Raw genomic sequence first — 18,600 nt, 5'->3', positions numbered from 1 at the left:
ACATTCCTCGTCCCTTTTGGGGCGGTTCCCGCGAGGGTTTTCCGGGGCCGAACCCAACAATGGCTTTCCCAGACTCAGCCCGAATTTCCAGGAGATAGGCATGGCCCACAGCGTTGCAGATGTGATGAAGCTCGTGAAGGAAAACGACGTCAAATTCGTCGATTTCCGTTTCACGGATACCAAAGGCAAGGAGCAACACGTGTCTGTGCCCGTGTCGCACTTCGACGACGACAAGTTCGAGAGCGGCCACGCCTTCGACGGTTCCTCGATCGCCGGCTGGAAGGGTATCGAAGCTTCGGACATGCTGCTGATGCCGGATTCGAACACGGCCCACATCGACCCGTTCTACGAAGAGCCGACGCTGGTGCTGACCTGCGACGTGATCGAGCCGTCGGACGGCAAAGGTTACGACCGCGACCCGCGTTCCATCGCCAAGCGTGCCGAAGCCTACCTGAAGAGCACCGGCCTGGGCGACACCGCCTTCTTCGGTCCGGAACCCGAATTCTTCATTTTCGACGGCGTGACCTGGAACGTCGACATGCAGGGTTGCTCGGTGAAGATTCACTCCGAGGAAGCCCCGTGGTCGTCGGGCAAGGAATTCGAGCACGGCAACAGCGGTCACCGTCCGGGCAAGAAGGGCGGCTACTTCCCGGTTGCCCCGATCGACACGTTCCAGGACATCCGTTCGGAAATGTGCCTGATCCTCGAATCGCTCGGCATTCCCGTTGAAGTCCATCACCACGAAGTGGCTGGCCAGGGCCAGAACGAAATCGGCACGCGTTTCAGCACGCTGGTGCAACGCGCCGACTGGACCCAGCTCCAGAAGTACGTGATCCAGAACGTGGCGCACACCTACGGCAAGACGGCGACGTTCATGCCGAAGCCGGTGGTTGGCGACAACGGCTCGGGCATGCACGTGCACCAGTCCGTGTGGAAGGACGGTCAGAACCTGTTCGCAGGCAACGGCTACGCCGGCCTGTCGGAATTCGCGCTGTACTACATTGGCGGCATCATCAAGCACGCCCGTGCCCTGAACGCGCTGACCAACCCGGGCACGAACTCGTACAAGCGTCTGGTGCCGGGCTTCGAAGCCCCGGTGAAGCTGGCCTACTCGGCCCGCAACCGTTCGGCCTCGATCCGCATTCCGTACGTGGCGAACCCGAAGGGCCGCCGCATCGAAACGCGCTTCCCGGATCCGCTGATGAACCCGTACCTGGGCTTCTCGGCGCTGCTGATGGCCGGCCTGGACGGCGTGATGAACAAGATCCACCCGGGCGAAGCTGCCGACAAGAACCTGTACGACCTGCCGCCGGAAGAGGATGCAAAGATCCCGACCGTCTGCTCGAGCCTCGACCAGGCCCTGGAATATCTCGACAACGACCGTGAGTTCCTGACCCGCGGCGGTGTGTTCTCCAACTCCATGCTCGATGCCTACATCGAACTGAAGATGGAAGAAGTCACGCGTTTCCGCATGACGACGCACCCGATCGAGTTCGAGATGTACTACTCGCTGTAATCGCGTCCSGTTGCCAGGTTGTCACCGGGCAACAGTTGCACCAGGAAGGGGCGGCTTCGGCTGTCCCTTTTTGTTTTGCGAGCGGGTTGATCRCTAGAATGGGGCTCCTTCCCTAACCTTCATGCCGATGTTCATGAACGCGATGTCAAATAAGGTCACGCGCAGCCGCCAAGGCGGACTGTCGCACCAGGGTTCATACCGGATGACGCACCAGATCCGGGTGGGTTTCCCCATTCTGGTGATGGCCATGGCGCTGGGGCTCGGCGCCTGGAGCCGGCCCGCGCCGGCGCAGTCGTCGGATGTCTATATGTGCAAGGGCCCCAACGGCGTGCCCGAGTACCGCAACGGCAATCCGGGCGGCAGCAAGGACTGCAAGAAGCTGAACCTGCCTGACGTGATCACGGTGCCGGGTTCGCGCACTGCCAGCTCGGGCGGTGGCAAGGCGGCGGCGCCTTCGGCGTCCCCGGCGGCTTTCCCGCGCGTGGACAGCGCCACCCAGAAGAACCGCGACAGCGAGCGCCGCGCGGTGCTGGAGCAGGAACTCCAGAGCGAAGAAGCCAAGCTGGCCGGGCTGCGCGCCGAGTACAACAATGGCGAGCCCGAGCGCCAGGGCAACGAGCGCAACTATCAGAAATATCTCGATCGCACGGCACGCCTGCGCGACGACGTCGCACGTAGCGAAGCTAACGCCGCCTCCTTGCGCCGTGAGCTATCGAACCTTAAGGAATAGTGAAATGGCCATGGGTCGCCTGATTCGCGGAGTGTCGCGCAAAGTCACCGGAGCAGACCGCAAGGCGGAAGCCGAGGTCCTGCCGTTGGGCGACGCGGCGTTCCACCCCGGCCTGGACGTGGTGGCCAACCCGGTGCTGCTGGTGCGCCAGCCCGGGCTGCAGGTGGTCTACGCGAATCCGGCCGCCGAGGCCAGCTTCGCGCTGTCCCGCCGGGCGATGGTGGAACTGACGCTGCCGGACTTGTTCGGCCAGATCGACGAGCTGGACAGCATGATCGAGACGGTGATCGCGCGGCAGATCGATGTGCGGCGCCAGGATCTCGTGCTGCGCCCGCCGCTGCAGGAGCCGATGCATGCCCATGTCGTGATCGGGGCGATCGAAGGCCATGCCAATACGGTCCTGGTTGAGATCCTTCTGAACGAGCAGAAGGTACGCAGCGACCGCGAGGAGCGCATCCTCGACCTGACGTCGGCCAACAAGGAACTGATCCGCAACCTGGCCCACGAGATCAAGAATCCGCTCGGGGGCATCCGTGGCGCGGCCCAGTTGCTTGAGTTCGAGCTGCCCGAACGGTCCTTGCGCGAGTACACCCAGGTCATCATCAAGGAGTCGGACCGCCTGCAGACGCTGGTGGACCGGCTGCTGGAGCCGCACCGGCACCCGCACATCGTCTCGGACCTCAATATCCACGAGGTGCTGGAGCGCGTGCGCTCGGTGGTGCTGGCCGAATTCCCGAACGGGCTGGAGATTGTGCGCGACTACGACGCGAGCCTGCCCGACCTGCGCGGCGACATGGAGCAACTGATCCAGGCCGTGCTGAACATCGTGCACAACGCTGCCCAGGCGCTGCACGAGCGCATCGCGCGCGGCGATGCGCAGATCGTATTGCGGACTCGGGTGGCACGGCAGGTGACGATTGCCAAGCGCTTGTTCAAGCTGGCATTGGACTTGCATGTCATCGATAACGGCCCGGGCATCCCCGAGGACATCCGCGAACGCATCTTCTATCCATTGGTATCGGGCAGGGACGGCGGCAGCGGACTCGGTCTCACACTCGCTCAAACCTTCGTGCAGCAGCACGAGGGCTTGATCGAATGCGAGAGCCGGCCGGGCTGTACCGACTTCCGTATCCTGCTGCCGCTGCACTGACCTCCCGCGCCTCTGACCGGCCCGGATGTGCGAGCGGCGCGGGACCTGCCTGAGTGGGACGATGGCGGGACAACGGGAGACCACATGACACCGAGCAGACAAGCGACGCACATGAAGCCGATCTGGATAGTCGACGACGATCAATCAATCCGCTGGGTCCTCGAGAAGGCCCTTGCCCGTGAAAGCCTGCTCTCTCGCAGTTTTACCAATGTTCGCGACGTGCTCGCGGCGCTGGAGGATGACGAGCCGCAGGTCCTGATTTCCGATATCCGCATGCCTGGCGGCTCGGGCCTGGACCTGCTGCAGGCCATCAAGGCGCGGCACCCGGGCCTGCCGGTCATCGTCATGACCGCGTATTCCGACCTGGACAGCGCCGTGGCGGCGTTCCAGGGTGGCGCGTTCGAATACCTGGCCAAGCCGTTCGATGTCGACAAGGCCGTCGAACTGATCCGTCGCGCGCTCGAAGAGAGCCTGCGCGAGGAGGAAATGGACGATCGGCTAGTCGACGCGCCTGAGATCCTGGGTCAGGCACCGGCGATGCAGGACGTGTTCCGCGCCATCGGCCGCCTGTCGCAGTCGAACGTGACGGTGATGATTACCGGCGAGTCCGGCACCGGCAAGGAACTCGTCGCACGGGCGCTGCACAAGCACAGCCCGCGCGCCAACGGGCCATTTATCGCGCTCAACACGGCGGCGATTCCGAAGGATCTGCTCGAATCCGAGCTGTTCGGCCATGAGCGCGGCGCGTTTACGGGCGCGCAGACGATGCGGCGTGGCCGCTTCGAGCAGGCCGAGGGCGGCACGCTGTTCCTCGATGAAATCGGCGATATGCCATTCGATCTGCAAACGCGGCTGTTGCGCGTGCTGTCGGACGGCAACTTCTATCGCGTGGGTGGCCACAACCCGTTGCGCGCCAATGTGCGCGTGATTGCGGCCACGCACCAGAACCTCGAGACGCGCGTGAAAGAGGGGCTGTTCCGCGAGGACTTGTTCCACCGCCTGAACGTGATTCGTCTGCGGCTGCCGCCGCTGCGCGAGCGGCCCGAGGACATCACGCTGCTGGCGCGCCACTTCCTGCAGAAGAGCGCCAAGGAGCTTGGCGTGGAACCCAAGCGCATGTCCGACGAGGCGCTGGCCTACGTCAGCACGCTGCCGTTCCCGGGCAACGTGAGACAGCTTGAGAATCTGTGTAACTGGCTGACCGTGATGGCGCCGGCGCAGACCATCGAGGTCAAGGATATGCCACGCGAGATGATCGGCACGCCCCAGGCGGAAAGCACCGGTTCGCCGATGCGCGCGCCGGGCGGCGAGTCGCGCATGGCAGGTGGCGACTACGATGCGGTCGAGACATCCGACTACGGCATGAACACCGCGGCAGGCGAGGGTGACACGATGGTCGCCACGCGCCCACCGATGACCGCCACGGCGCCAGGCATGGCGTCCGCACCGGCCTTCGCGGGCAATGCGGTGTCGGCAAGCTGGGAGTCGCTGCTGGCCGGCGAGGCCAAGTCGATGCTGGAAGCGGGCCTGCCCGAGGTGATGGATGTGCTGACGCGGCGCTTCGAAAAAGCTGTGCTCGAAGCCGCGCTGGGCGTCACGCGCGGGCGCCGCGTGGAAGCCGCCACCCGGCTTGGGATTGGACGCAATACGATTACCCGCAAGCTGCAGGAGCTGGGATTCGATTGATGTCCAGGGGTTGAGACGATTCTCTGCTCTCCCGCTGCGGGGGAGCAGAGAACAAGAATCGTCTCAGCCGTTGCTACGTACCGCCAGCAGTCGCTCCGCCATCTCGGCGAAGCCTTCACCGCCGGCCGCCTCCGTGACGTAGGCGGGCGCCACCGGCAACTGATCCAGAATCTCCCGCACGTTCGCCACGCCCACCGACAACGGGAAGTGGCCGAACATCGCCGCGTCATTGGCCGAGTCGCCGATGAACAGCCATTCGTCGCGCGCGGCGTCGATGTCATCCCCCAGCAACTCCTGCACGCAAAGCCGGCTCATCGACAGCTTGTCATGGTCGCCGAACCAGCCGTTAACGTGGATCGAGCTGACCGTCGCCGTCATGCCGGCCTCGCGCATCATCGCGGCAATGCGGTCCACCGCCGGCTGGGGCAGGGGTGCCACGTCCTCGGCATGGTCGATGGCAAGGTCGGCCGCATGCCATGCCTGGTCCGATGCCAGCGCGCAGCCAGGCACCTCGCGCACGATCCGCTCGCCCAGCGCGTGGATCTTCTCAAGATTCCCGGCGCGCGTCGGCGCATCGTCGAGGAAGCGTGTGATCAGCTTGTTGTCGCGCAAATGTGAGAAGAAGGCGCCATTTTCGCCGATGATGGCATCTACCGGCCAGAGTCTGACGAGGATCTCCGCCCAGGCGATGCAGCGTCCTGTGACGGGTACGACATGCAGCCCAGCCCGGGCCAGCCGGTCCAGTGCGAGATAGGTGGGGGCAGGCAGCCGGCCATCGGTCGTCAGGGTGCCGTCGATGTCGGTCAGGATGCCGCGCACGCGCCGGAGGGCGGCGTCCGGCAAGGTGGCGAAGGGTTTCATCGTGCTCATGGGCGAGGATTGTACGCAAACGTCCGCCGGTGCGGCGCGCCCGGTTGTGTGACATCAATGTGTCGTCAAAATGCAGCAATATTCTCACCGCAAGGCGGGTTTGCCCGGTTTGCGGCGAGGTGCGACGGGCGTAACATCCCGCTGTCACAAAAAATGCATACAGTCGGGCGCTTTTTCTTGTTTCTTGCCCGATTTGCCCGACTGATAACAGCCTCAGGAGAGAAGTCCATGTCCTTTCCACGCACCGCCCTAAAATTCGCTGCCGTCGCCGCCCTGGCCATGGCCGGCACCGCCCACGCCGCGGTCGAGATCCAGTGGTGGCACGCCATGCAGGGCGCGCTGAACGACAAGGTCAACGAGATCGCCAACAAGTTCAACGCGAGCCAGACCGACTACAAGATCGTGCCTGTTAACAAGGGCAACTACGACGAAACCATGGCGGCCGGCATTGCCGCCTTCCGCGCGGGCGGCGCTCCGGCGATCCTGCAGGTGTTCGAAGTGGGCACGGCCACGATGATGAGTGCCAAAGGCGCGATCAAGCCGGTCTCCACGGTGATGAAGGATGCGGGCGAGAAGTTCGACCAGAAGGCCTACATCCCCGCCGTGGCCGGTTACTACACCTCGTCGAAGGGCGAGATGCTGTCGTTCCCGTTTAACAGCTCGACCACCGTCTTCTATTACAACAAGGACGCCTTCAAGAAGGCGGGCCTCTCCGAGCCGCCCAAGACCTGGCCCGAAGTGATGCAATATTCGGCCAAGCTGAAGGCATCGGGCACGAACTGCGCCTATACCACCGACTGGCAGGGCTGGGTGCACCTGGAAAGCTTCTCGGCCTGGCATAACACGCTGTTCGCGACCAAGAACAACGGCTTCGGCGGCACCGACGCCCGCCTGGTCTTCAACAGCCCGCTGCACGTGAAGCACATCACCAATCTCCAGGAGATGGTGAAGAAGGGCTACTTCAGCTACGGCGGCCGCAAGGCAGAGTCGCAGGCCAAGTTCTTCAACGGCGAGTGTGCGATGTTCACGGGCTCGTCGGCATCGCTGGCCAACATTCGCAAGAACGCCAAGTTCCAGTTCGGCGTGTCGCAGTTGCCGTACTACCCGGACGTGCAGGGCGCCCCGCAGAACACGATCATCGGCGGCGCGTCGCTGTGGGTGATGGGTGGCAAGAAGGCCGAGGAATACAAGGGCGTAGCCAAGTTCTTCACGTTCCTGTCGCAGCCTGAGATCCAGTCGGACTGGCACCAGGCCACCGGCTACCTGCCGGTGACGATGGCCGCCTACGATCTGACCAGGAAATCGGGTTACTACGACAAGAACCCGGGCGCCGATGTGTCCGTGCAGCAAATGGTCGTGAAGACCACGGACAAGTCGCGCGGTGTGCGCCTGGGCAACCTGGTGCAGATCCGTACCGTGGTGGACGAGGAACTGGAAGCCGTCTGGGCCGGCAAGAAGGAGCCGAAGGCTGCGCTGGACACGGCGGTGGCGCGCGGCAACGACCTGCTGGAGCGCTTCCAGAAGACTGCGAAAGAGTAAGTCAGGGGCGTCGCGCGGCCTGGCCGGTATGACCGGTCCGGGCTGAGGGCGCCAGACGTGCGGCAAGTGGGCGGCGGCGAAACCGTCGCCCGCTTGCGTTATGAAAAGGTTTGACGATGGAAAAACGCGTCGTTTTCCGGTCGCCGTGGCTGCCGTATCTGCTGGTGTTGCCGCAGATCGCCATCACGATGATCTTCTTTTTCTGGCCGGCCGGCCAGGCGCTGTGGCAGTCGCTGCTCCAGCAGGATGCCTTCGGCATCAATCTCGAATTCGTAGGGCTCGACAACTTCAGGACGCTGTGGGCAGACCCGCAGTATGTGGAGTCGTTCGAGGTCACGGCCATCTTCGCCATTGGTGTGACGGTGGTCGGCCTGTCGGTGGCGCTGCTGCTTGCCTACTTCGCCGACCGCGTGGTGCGCGTGGCCACGGGCTACAAGACCCTGCTGATCTGGCCGTATGCCGTGGCCCCGGCCGTGGCGGGCGTGCTCTGGATGTTCATGTTCAACCCGACGCTGGGCGTGGTGTCGTACGCGCTGCGCAAGGGCGGCGTGGACTGGAACTTCCTGCTCAATGGCAATCAGGCGCTGACGCTGGTGGTGCTGGCCGCCGCGTGGAAGCAGATCAGCTACAACTTCCTGTTCTTCCTGGCCGGGTTGCAGAGCATTCCACGCTCGCTGATCGAGGCGGCCGCCATCGATGGCGCCGGACCGTGGCGGCGCTTCTGGTCCATCATATTTCCGCTACTTTCGCCGACCACGTTCTTCCTGCTGGTCATCAACGTGGTCTACGCATTCTTCGATACCTTCGCCATCATCGATGCCGTGACGCATGGCGGCCCATTCAATTCGACGAACACGCTTGTGTACAAGGTGTTCCACGACGGCTTCCGCGGCATGGACATCGGCGGCTCGGCCGCGCAGTCCGTGGTGCTGATGGTGATCGTGATTGCGCTGACCGTGGTGCAGTTCCGGTTCGTGGAACGCAAGGTCCAGTACTGACACGAAAGGCGCCCAAAAATGGTAGAACGTCGTCCAATTCTTGATGTCATCACCCACGTGGTGCTGATCCTCGGCATCATCGTCGTGGCGTTTCCGGTGTACCTGACCTTCGTGGCGTCCACGCTGACGGCCGAACAGGTGCTCGATTCGCCCATGACGCTGATCCCCGGCAGCCACATGGTTGAGAACTTTCGCACCGTGCTGTTCAAGGGCGTGGGGGAGGCCGCCTCGCCGGTCGCCACCATGATGAAGAACAGCCTGATCATGGCGCTGGGCATCGCGCTCGGGAAGATCGCGATCTCGATCATCTCGGCCTTCGCCATCGTTTATTTCCGATTTCCGCTGCGCAAGACCTTCTTCTGGCTCATCTTCATCACGCTGATGCTGCCTGTGGAAGTGCGGATCCTGCCGACCTACAAGGTGGTGTCGGACCTCGGCCTGCTGGACAGCTACTTCGGCCTGACCATTCCGATCATCGCATCGGCCACGGCCACGTTCCTGTTCCGCCAGTTCTTCCTGACCATTCCCGATGAACTGGCCGAGGCCGCGCGCATCGATGGCGCCGGTCCGCTGCGCTTCTTCTGGGACGTGGTGCTGCCGCTCTCGCGCACCAGCATCGCGGCGCTGTTCGTAATCCAGTTCATCTATGGCTGGAATCAGTACCTGTGGCCGCTGCTGATTACTACGCAAAAATCGATGACGCCGGTCGTGGTTGGCGTGACGCAGATGATTTCGCGCTCGGGCGATGCCGCGACGGACTGGAATCTCGTGATGGCCACGGTGATGCTGGCGATGATCCCGCCTGCCGTGGTGGTGGTGCTGATGCAGAGGTGGTTCGTCAAGGGCCTGGTCGAAACAGAAAAGTAAGCGAAACAAGCGGATTACGAGAAAGCCATGGCAAAACTGTCACTTCGCAACGTTCAGAAAACCTACGCCGGCGGCACGCAGGTCGTGCACGGCATCGACATGGAAATCGCCGACGGCGAGTTCATCGTCATCGTCGGCCCCTCGGGCTGCGGCAAGTCCACGCTGCTGCGCATGGTCGCCGGGCTGGAAACCGTTACCGGCGGTGAGATCCATATTGGCGACAAGGTAGTCAACGACTTCGAGCCGGCCGAGCGCGACATCGCGATGGTGTTCCAGAACTACGCGCTCTACCCGCACATGACCGTGTACGACAACATGGCCTACGGCCTGCGGATTCGCGGCATGTCCAAGGCCGAGATCGACCAGCGCGTGAAGCACGCGGCGGGCATCCTGGAGCTGGGCGCGCTGCTCGAACGCAAGCCGCGCGCGCTCTCGGGCGGTCAGCGCCAGCGCGTGGCGATGGGGCGCGCCATCGTGCGCGAGCCGGCCGTGTTCCTGTTCGACGAGCCGCTGTCCAACCTCGATGCCAAGCTGCGCGTGCAGATGCGGCTCGAGCTGAAGGACCTGCATCGCCGCCTGGGCACCACCAGCCTGTACGTCACCCACGATCAGGTCGAGGCCATGACGCTGGCCGACCGCATGATGGTGCTGAACGGAGGCCGGGTGGAGCAGATCGGTACGCCGCTCGAGGTCTACTCGCGTCCGGCCAGCACCTTCGTGGCCGGCTTTATCGGCTCGCCGCCGATGAACCTCGTGCCCGTGGTGCGTACCAACGCCGCCCAGGGCGAGGCGCAGATGCGCGTGGTGCCGAAGGCGAATGGTGCCGGCGAAGGGCAGGGTGCGCCGGCCACGCTCGGCCATCTGCCGATGGGCCTGCACCTGCCCGAGCAGGCGTTGATGGGGCTGCGCCCCGAGCATATCGAGCCGTGCGCGGCCCACGACGCCATCGCGCATGTCGATGTGCGCGTGGTCGAGGCGCTCGGCGCCGATTCATTCGCCTATGGTTCGCTGGGCGGCCAGTTGATCGTGGTCCGGCTGGACAGCCACATGCCAGTGCGTGCCGGTGACCGTCTGCCGATCACGGCTTCGGCTGATCATCTGCACTTCTTCGACGCGACGTCGGGCAAGCGTATCGAGGCACTGGCATGAGTGCGTCAATCGTCACGTTTCCTGTGGTCGATGCAGCCAACTGGCCGTATCCGCGCCATATCGCGCACCGGGGTGCCGGCAAGCTCGCACCCGAGAACACGCTGGCCGCGTTCCGGCACGGGGCGTCGTTCGGCTACCGGATGTTCGAGTTCGACGTGAAGTTGTCGGCCGACGGCAAGCCGGTGCTGATGCACGATGCCACGCTGGACCGCACCACGTCCGGCAAGGGCCGCGTCGACGCTATGACGCTGGGCGAACTGGCCGCGCTGGACGCCGGAAGCTGGCATAGCCCGGCCTATGCCGGCGAACCGGTGCCGACCCTGGCGACGATCGCCCGCTACACGCGCGCCAATGGCTTCCACGTCAATATCGAGATCAAGCCGGTGCCTGGCACGGAATGGCGGACCGGCGCAGCAGTGGCGATTGATGCGCTTTCGCTCTGGCAGGGCGCCGACGTGCCGCCGCTGCTTTCGTCGTTTTCCGAGGAGGCGCTCGACGCCGCCCGCCAGGTGGCGCCCGGCCTGCCGCGCGCGCTACTGCTCGACAAGCTGCCCGCCGACTGGCCCGAACGCCTGCGCCGGCTGGGCTGCGTAGCCTTGGACGCCAACCATCGCGAGCTGGACGCGGCCGTCATCGCCCGCGCCCATGCGGACGGTTTTCAAGTGTTGTGCTACACGGTGAACGACGCGTCCCGGGCCGCCGAGCTATTGTCTTGGGGGCTGGACGGACTGATCACGGACGCGGTCGATCGGATCGAGCCGGCCGCCTGATGGCGTAGCACCGATGTGTGGCGGCAACGGTCATGATTTTGCATCACGAAAAGTCCCCACTGTCGTTGGGCAAACGTGCTATGCTTTTGCGAGTGAAGACTAAGGTCCTTCCCCGCACAACTTGCCCTTTCGGGCTGTCGGTGAGACCCCAGACAGACGGCACCTTCGCGGTGCCGTTCGTTCAAGGTAGCGCTGTCTGGCTCCCAAGAGTTGTTTGCAATCCGCTAACCGGTCAAGCCGTGTCGCGGAAGGTTGATGAACCCGCTTAACTCCGGCATTCCCGGAGAATAGTGAGCGCCCCATGATGCAGCAGTATCAGAGCAATTCGTACCTCTTCGGCGGCAACGCCCCCTATGTGGAAGAGCTGTACGAGGCCTATCTCCAGAATCCCAGCTCGGTTCCCGACAACTGGCGCGCGTATTTCGACGCGATGCAGAATGTCCCGGCTGTGGATGGGTCCAACTCCCGCGATATCCCCCACGCACCGATCGTTGCCTCGTTCGCCGAGCGCGCCAAGCAGGGCCCCATCAAGACCATCGTTGCCTCGGCCGATTCCGACATGGGCCGCAAGCGCGTTGCTGCGACCCAGCTGATCGCTGCCTACCGCAACATCGGTACCCACTGGGCCGACCTCGATCCGCTGAAGCGCCAGGAGCGTCCGCCCCTGCCTGATCTGGATCCGGCGTTCTACGGTTTCTCCGAGGCCGACCTCGACATCGTCTTCAATGCCAGCAACACGTATTTCGGCAAGGAATCGATGAGCCTGCGCGAGTTGCTCAACAACCTCCGTGAGACCTACTGCGGCACCATCGGCGCCGAGTTCATGTACGTGAGCGACCAGGCGCAGAAGCGCTGGTGGCAGGAGCGCCTGGAAACCACGCGTTCCAAGCCCGTGTTCACGCTGGAAAAGAAGAAGCACATCCTGGACCGCCTGACCGCGTCCGAGGGCCTTGAGCGCTTCCTCCACACGAAGTACGTCGGCCAGAAGCGCTTCTCGCTCGAAGGCGGCGAGAGCTTTATCGCCGCGATGGACGAGCTGATCCAGCACTCCGGTTCGAAGGGTGTGCAGGAAATCGTGATCGGCATGGCCCACCGTGGCCGTCTGAACGTGCTGGTCAATACGCTGGGCAAGATGCCGGCCGACCTGTTCGCCGAATTCGAAGGCAAGCACGTCGATGACCTGCCCGCCGGCGACGTCAAGTACCACAAGGGCTTCTCGAGCGATGTCTCGACCGAAGGCGGCCCGGTTCACCTGTCGCTCGCGTTCAACCCGTCGCACCTGGAAATCGTCAACCCGGTGGTCGAGGGTTCGTCGAAGGCCCGCCAGGAACGCCGTGGCGAAGCCGGCCACAAGGAAGTGCTGCCGGTGCAGGTGCACGGCGACGCCGCCTTCGCTGGCCAGGGCGTGGTCATGGAGACGCTGAACCTGGCGCAGACCCGCGGCTACGGCACGGGCGGCACCATGCACATCGTCATCAACAACCAGATCGGCTTCACGACGTCTGACCCGCGCGACGCGCGTTCCACGCTGTACTGCACGGACGTGGTCAAGATGATCGAGGCTCCGGTGCTGCACGTGAACGGCGACGATCCCGAAGCCGTGGTGTACGCCATGCAACTGGCCACCGACTTCCGCATGGAATTCAAGAAGGATGTCGTGGTTGACATCATCTGCTTCCGGAAGCTGGGCCACAACGAGCAGGACACGCCGGCTGTAACGCAGCCGCTGATGTACAAGAAGATCTCGCAACACCCGGGCACGCGCAAGCTGTACGCCGACAAGCTGGCCGCGCAGAACCTGGTGCCCGCCGACTTTGGCGACCAGCTGGTCAAGGAATACCGTGCCGCGATGGACGCGGGCAAGCACACGGTGGACCCGGTCCTGTCGAACTTCAAGAACAAGTTCGCCGTGGACTGGATGCCGTTCCTGAACCGCAAGTGGACCGACGCAGCCGACACCGCCGTGCCGGTGACCGAGCTGAAGCGCCTGGCCGAGCGGATCACGACCATCCCCGAGCACCTGAAGCTGCACCCGCTGGTGGAAAAGGTCATCAAGGACCGCGCCAACATGGGCCGTGGCGACCAGCCTCTGGACTGGGGCATGGGCGAGCACCTGGCGTTCGCGTCGCTGGTGGCCTCGGGCTACCCGGTGCGTATCACCGGCCAGGATGCTGGCCGTGGCACCTTCACGCACCGTCACTCGGTACTGCACGACCAGGGTCGCGAGCGCTGGGATGCCGGCAGCTACGTGCCGCTGCAGAACGTGTCCGAGAATCAGGCCCCGTTCACCGTGATCGACTCGGTGCTGTCCGAAGAAGCCGTGCTCGGCTTCGAATACGGCTACTCGACTGCGGAACCGAATGCGCTGGTGATCTGGGAAGCCCAGTTCGGCGACTTCGTGAATGGCGCCCAAGTGGTGATCGACCAGTTCATCTCGTCGGGTGAAGTGAAGTGGGGCCGCGCCTCGGGCCTGACGATGATGCTGCCGCACGGCTATGAGGGCCAGGGTCCGGAACACAGCTCGGCCCGTATCGAGCGTTTCCTGCAGCTCTGCGCAGACCACAACATTCAGGTTGTGCAGCCGACCACGCCGGCACAGATCTTCCACCTGCTGCGTCGCCAGATGATCCGGCTGTTCCGCAAGCCGCTGGTGATCATGACGCCGAAGTCGCTGCTGCGTAACAAGGATGCGGTGTCGCCGCTGTCCGACCTGGCCAAGGGTCACTTCGAGACGGTCATCCCCGATCACGAAGAACTGAACGCCAGCAAGGTCAAGCGCGTGATCATGTGCTCGGGCAAGGTCTACTACGACCTGGTCAACACCCGCAAGGAGCGTGGTGCCACCGACACGGCGATCATCCGCCTGGAACAGCTGTACCCGTTCCCGCACAAGGCTGTGGCCGCCGAGCTCAAGAAGTACCCGGGCGTGACCGAAATCCTGTGGTGCCAGGACGAGCCGCAGAACCAGGGTGCCTGGTTCTTCGTGCAGCACTACATCATGGAAAACATGACGGAAGGCCAGAAGCTCGGTTATGCCGGTCGTCCTGCCTCGGCTTCGCCGGCGGTGGGCTACTACGCAAAGCACAACGAGCAACAGAAGGCGCTGCTGGACGCTGCGTTCTCCAAGCTCAAGGGCTTTGTGCTGACCAAGTAATAAGACGGCCGGCCCGGCGCGCAGTGGTGCGCGCCGGGCTTCGGCCTGTTTGAACATACACGCATACATCGAGGAAAATTTCTCACCATGGCTATTGTTGACGTCAAGGTTCCGCAACTGTCTGAATCGGTCGCCGAAGCGACCATGCTGAACTGGAAGAAGAAGCCGGGCGAAGCTGTTGCCCAGGACGAGATCCTGATCGAGATCGAGACCGACAAGGTCGTGCTGGAAGTGCCGGCGCCCGCCGCCGGCGTGCTGTCGCAGATCATCAAGAACGACGGCGATACCGTCGTGGCCGATGAACTGATCGCCAAGATTGATACCGAAGCCACCGCTGGCGCCGCCGCTCCGGCTGCTGCCGCCCCGGCTCCGGCCGCTGCACCTGCCGCCGCCGCCCCGGCTCCCGCTGCCGCCACTGGCGCCAGCGGCATCGCCATGCCGTCGGCTGCCAAGCTGATGGCCGAAGGCGGCCTGTCCGCCGGTCAGGTTGCCGGCACCGGCAAGGATGGCCGCATCACCAAGGGTGACGTGCTGGCCGCCGGCTCGGCGCCCGCACCGGCCGCCAAGGCCGCCCCGGCACCGGCTCCGGCCAAGCCGGCCCTGCAGCAAGTGTCCGCCCAGGTGGACTTCGCCGCGCTGGGCGACCGCCCGGAAGAGCGCGTGCCGATGAGCCGCCTGCGCGCCCGTATCGCCGAGCGCCTGGTGCAGTCGCAGTCCACCAACGCCATCCTCACTACGTTCAACGAAGTGAACATGAAGCCGGTGATGGACCTGCGCAACAAGTACAAGGACCGCTTCGAGAAGGAGCACGGCGTGAAGCTGGGCTTCATGTCGTTCTTCGTCAAGGCTGCCGTGCACGCCCTGAAGAAGTACCCGATCATCAACGCCTCGGTGGATGGCAACGATATCGTCTACCACGGCTACTTCGACATCGGTATCGCGGTGGGTTCGCCGCGTGGCCTGGTGGTGCCGATCCTGCGCAACGCCGACCAGATGAGCCTGGCCGACATCGAGAAGAAGATCGCCGAGTTCGGCGCCAAGGCCCGTGACGGCAAGCTGTCGCTGGAAGAACTGACGGGCGGCACGTTCTCGATCTCGAACGGCGGTACGTTCGGTTCGATGCTGTCGACGCCGATTATCAACCCGCCGCAATCGGCCATCCTGGGCGTGCACGCCACCAAGGATCGTGCCGTGGTGGAAGACGGCCAGATCGTGATTCGCCCGATGAACTACCTGGCCATGTCCTACGACCACCGGATCATCGATGGTCGCGAGGCTGTGCTGGGCCTGGTGGCGATGAAGGAAGCGCTGGAAGATCCGGCCCGCCTGCTGCTGGACCTGTAAGCGTCCGTCTCCTCCCTCTGAATTGAAGGACACCCGCTCCCCGCCGCCCGTTGAATCGGGCGCGTGGGAGCAGGCCGTCCAGAAGGAAACTCCATGAGCAAACAATTCGACGTGCTGGTGATCGGCGCCGGCCCCGGCGGCTATATCGCCGCCATCCGCGCAGCCCAGCTGGGCCTGAACGTGGCCTGCTGCGAAGGCAACGCCTATGACGACCCCAAGGGCGAGCCGCGCCTGGGCGGCACCTGCCTGAACGTGGGCTGCATCCCCTCCAAGGCATTGCTGGCTTCCTCGGAAGAGTTCGAGAACGCCTCGCACCACCTAGCCGACCACGGCATCACCGTGGGTGACGTCAAGGTGGACGTGCCCAAGATGCTCAAGCGCAAGGACGACATCGTCGGCAAGATGACCAAGGGCATCGAGTTCCTGTTCCGCAAGAACAAGGTGACGCTGCTCAAGGGCTACGGCAAGTTCGCCGGCAAGGCTGCCGAAGGCTTCCAGGTGGAAGTGGCCGGTGAGGTCGTGACCGCGAAGCAGGTCATTATCGCTACCGGTTCGAAGGCCCGTCACCTGCCGGGCATCACCGTGGACAACAACCTCGTCAGCGATAACGAGGGCGCGCTGAAGTTCCCGACCGTGCCGAAGAAGCTGGGCGTGATCGGCGCCGGCGTGATCGGCCTGGAACTGGGCTCGGTGTGGCGCCGCCTCGGTGCCGAAGTGACCGTGCTGGAAGCGCTGCCTGCGTTCCTGGGCGCTGCCGATGAAGGCGTGGCCAAGGAAGCGCAGAAGCTGCTGACCAAGCAGGGCCTGCAGTTCAGCCTCGGCGTGAAGGTCAACCAGGTCAAGACCGGCAAGGACAGCGTCACCGTCAGCTATGACGACAAGGACGGCAAGGCCCAGACGCTGGAAGTGGACCGCCTGATCGTGTCCGTCGGCCGCGTGCCGAACACCGACAACCTGAACCTGGAAGCGGTGGGCCTGGGCGCGGACGCGCGCGGCTTCATCGAGGTGGACGACCACTGCCAGACCAAGGTGCCGGGCCTGTGGGCCATCGGCGACGTGGTGCGTGGTCCGATGCTCGCCCATAAGGCGGAAGACGAAGGCGTGGCCGTGGCCGAGCGCATCGTCGGCCAGAAGCCGCACATCGACTTCAACACGGTTCCTTGGGTGATCTACACCTTCCCGGAAATCGCGTGGGTCGGCAAGACCGAGCAGCAGCTGAAGGCCGAAGGCCGCCAGTACAAATCGGGCCAGTTCCCGTTCATGGCCAACGGCCGTGCGCTGGGCATGGGCGCCTCGGACGGCTTCGTCAAGATGCTGGCCGATGCCAAGACCGACGAGATCCTGGGCGTGCACATCGTGGCCGCCAACGCGTCGGACCTGATCGCCGAAGCCGTCGTGGCGATGGAGTTCAAGGCCGCCAGCGAGGATATCGGTCGCGTCTGCCATCCGCACCCGTCGATGTCCGAAGTCATGCGCGAAGCCGCGCTGGCCGTGGACAAGCGCCAGCTCAACATGTAAGGCTGATGCCTGCCATTGCGTGAGCACCGGCGCGCCGCAACCAGCGGCGCGCCGTTTTCACTTGCAGCGCCCGCGCATCTTGCGCCGGACGCCCCCAGCGTGAACCCAGCATGAACGTCACCGAGTTTTACGAGAAAGAACTGCAACAGCGCGGCTACCAGTCGGACGAGGCGCAACTGCGCGCCGTGGCACGGCTGCAGCAGTGCTACGACGAATGGGTGGCCTACAAGAACCGGCGCAACAACGCGCTGAAGAAGCTTCTGGTGCACCCCGATGTGCCCAAGGGCGTCTACCTGTGGGGTGGAGTGGGGCGCGGCAAGTCGTTCCTGATGGACAGCTTCTACTCTTGCGTGCCCGTGGTGCGGAAGACGCGGCTCCATTTCCACGAGTTCATGCGCGAAGTGCATCGCCAGTTGGAGGAATTGCGAGGTCGGCCCGACCCCCTCGACGAACTGGCCAAGCGCATCGCGCGCAAATACCGGCTGATCTGCTTCGACGAATTCCACGTCAGCGACGTGGCGGACGCCATGATGCTGCACCGCCTGCTGGACCAGATGTTCGCGAATGGCGTGCAATTCGTGATGACGTCGAACTATCGCCCGGACCTGCTGTACCCGGATGGTCTGCACCGCGAACGCGTGCTGCCCGCGATCGACCTCCTCCAGGAGAAGCTCGACGTGCTCAACGTGGACGCGGGTATCGACTACCGCAAGCGCGCCCTGGAGCAGGTCGAGGCGTACCACACGCCGCTGAACCGTGAGGCCAGCGCGGCGCTGCGCGATGCCTTCGTGGGTATCGCCGGCACGGCCGACGAATCGCCGATCCTCCATATCGAGCACCGTGAACTCAAGGCGCTGCGTAAGGCGAACGGTGTGGTCTGGTTCGACTTCGCCACGCTCTGCGGCGGCCCGCGCTCGCAAAACGACTATCTGGAGCTGGCGTCGCAGTTCCATACGGTGATCCTGTCGGATGTGCCGAAGATGACGCCGCGGATGTCGTCGGAGGCGCGCCGCTTCACCTGGCTGATCGACGTGTTCTACGACCACAAGGTCAAGCTGCTGATGTCCGCCGAGGTGCCTGCCGACGAGTTGTATACCGAAGGGCAGATGGCTGGCGAGTTCCATCGCACGGTGTCGCGGATCATCGAAATGCAGTCACGGGAGTACCTGGAGTCCGAGCGACGGACCATGGATACCTCGCTGACCTGAGCGGGCTGGAAGCTGTTGTCGGACTGGTACGAATCCGACCTATTTGATCTGCATCAAGGCGTATGGTGTGCGTGCTACCTACTATCCGTGGGTATTAAAAG

Annotated in this window: 14 protein-coding genes; 13 read left to right on the top strand and 1 reads right to left on the bottom strand. The window is 63.9% G+C overall.

The window, feature by feature from the left end:
- The first annotated feature begins 100 nt into the window (after positions 1 to 100).
- The 4 genes from AC1DEL_RS10790 (at position 101) to ntrC (ending at position 5,082) form a co-directional block, all read left to right on the top strand.
- Positions 101 to 1,516, top strand: coding sequence for a 3-hydroxylaminophenol mutase (locus AC1DEL_RS10790; RefSeq protein WP_092289640.1), 1,416 nt, complete (start codon positions 101 to 103; stop codon positions 1,514 to 1,516).
- 202 nt (positions 1,517 to 1,718) lie between these two features.
- On the top strand, positions 1,719 to 2,246 hold the full coding sequence (locus AC1DEL_RS10785) for a DUF4124 domain-containing protein (protein WP_092290825.1): 528 nt from the start codon (positions 1,719 to 1,721) through the stop codon (positions 2,244 to 2,246).
- A 10-nt stretch (positions 2,247 to 2,256) separates the two neighbouring features.
- The gene (gene glnL / locus AC1DEL_RS10780) at positions 2,257 to 3,396 is read left to right on the top strand and encodes a nitrogen regulation protein NR(II) (RefSeq protein ID WP_092290823.1); all 1,140 of its coding nucleotides are present in this window, start codon (positions 2,257 to 2,259) and stop codon (positions 3,394 to 3,396) included.
- Between the two features lie 111 nt (positions 3,397 to 3,507).
- Positions 3,508 to 5,082 (top strand): nitrogen regulation protein NR(I), encoded by a 1,575-nt coding sequence (gene ntrC, locus AC1DEL_RS10775; RefSeq protein ID WP_477125784.1) that lies wholly within the window; start codon positions 3,508 to 3,510, stop codon positions 5,080 to 5,082.
- A 63-nt stretch (positions 5,083 to 5,145) separates the two neighbouring features.
- Here the strand turns inward: ntrC and AC1DEL_RS10770 are convergent, their stop codons facing one another.
- A complete protein-coding gene (locus AC1DEL_RS10770) occupies positions 5,146 to 5,943 on the bottom strand; it encodes an HAD-IIB family hydrolase (protein WP_092290821.1) in 798 nt (265 codons plus the stop codon).
- A 237-nt stretch (positions 5,944 to 6,180) separates the two neighbouring features.
- Here AC1DEL_RS10770 and ugpB point away from each other — a divergent pair, with 237 nt between their 5' ends.
- From ugpB to zapE, 9 genes are all read left to right on the top strand, one after another.
- A complete protein-coding gene (gene ugpB, locus AC1DEL_RS10765) occupies positions 6,181 to 7,491 on the top strand; it encodes a sn-glycerol-3-phosphate ABC transporter substrate-binding protein UgpB (protein WP_092289636.1) in 1,311 nt (436 codons plus the stop codon).
- Positions 7,492 to 7,607: 116 nt separating this feature from the next.
- Positions 7,608 to 8,489 carry a sn-glycerol-3-phosphate ABC transporter permease UgpA gene (ugpA, locus tag AC1DEL_RS10760; RefSeq protein WP_092289634.1) on the top strand — a complete coding sequence of 294 codons (882 nt, stop codon included), beginning with the start codon at positions 7,608 to 7,610 and terminating at the stop codon, positions 8,487 to 8,489.
- An 18-nt stretch (positions 8,490 to 8,507) separates the two neighbouring features.
- Positions 8,508 to 9,356 (top strand): sn-glycerol-3-phosphate ABC transporter permease UgpE, encoded by an 849-nt coding sequence (gene ugpE / locus AC1DEL_RS10755; RefSeq protein ID WP_092289632.1) that lies wholly within the window; start codon positions 8,508 to 8,510, stop codon positions 9,354 to 9,356.
- Positions 9,357 to 9,383: 27 nt separating this feature from the next.
- The gene (locus AC1DEL_RS10750; RefSeq protein ID WP_092289630.1) at positions 9,384 to 10,505 is read left to right on the top strand and encodes a sn-glycerol-3-phosphate import ATP-binding protein UgpC; all 1,122 of its coding nucleotides are present in this window, start codon (positions 9,384 to 9,386) and stop codon (positions 10,503 to 10,505) included.
- A complete protein-coding gene (gene ugpQ / locus AC1DEL_RS10745) occupies positions 10,502 to 11,275 on the top strand; it encodes a glycerophosphodiester phosphodiesterase (RefSeq protein WP_092289628.1) in 774 nt (257 codons plus the stop codon). The genes AC1DEL_RS10750 and ugpQ overlap by 4 nt, the downstream gene beginning before the upstream one ends.
- 301 nt (positions 11,276 to 11,576) lie before the next feature.
- Positions 11,577 to 14,429: a 2-oxoglutarate dehydrogenase E1 component gene (locus tag AC1DEL_RS10740; protein ID WP_092289626.1), complete on the top strand. Its 2,853-nt coding sequence runs from the start codon at positions 11,577 to 11,579 to the stop codon at positions 14,427 to 14,429.
- A gap of 87 nt (positions 14,430 to 14,516) precedes the next feature.
- Positions 14,517 to 15,773, top strand: coding sequence for a 2-oxoglutarate dehydrogenase complex dihydrolipoyllysine-residue succinyltransferase (gene odhB, locus AC1DEL_RS10735; RefSeq protein ID WP_092289624.1), 1,257 nt, complete (start codon positions 14,517 to 14,519; stop codon positions 15,771 to 15,773).
- Between the two features lie 93 nt (positions 15,774 to 15,866).
- Entirely contained in the window at positions 15,867 to 17,291 is a 1,425-nt protein-coding gene (gene lpdA, locus AC1DEL_RS10730) for a dihydrolipoyl dehydrogenase (protein ID WP_441593554.1), read from the top strand.
- A gap of 110 nt (positions 17,292 to 17,401) precedes the next feature.
- Entirely contained in the window at positions 17,402 to 18,499 is a 1,098-nt protein-coding gene (zapE, locus tag AC1DEL_RS10725; protein WP_441593555.1) for a cell division protein ZapE, read from the top strand.
- Positions 18,500 to 18,600: the final 101 nt, after the last annotated feature.

This window comes from Cupriavidus sp. 10L43_2, from assembly GCF_056395265.1.
The sequence above is the reverse complement of the archived record's forward strand: the minus strand, read 5'-3'. Positions and strand labels throughout refer to the sequence as shown.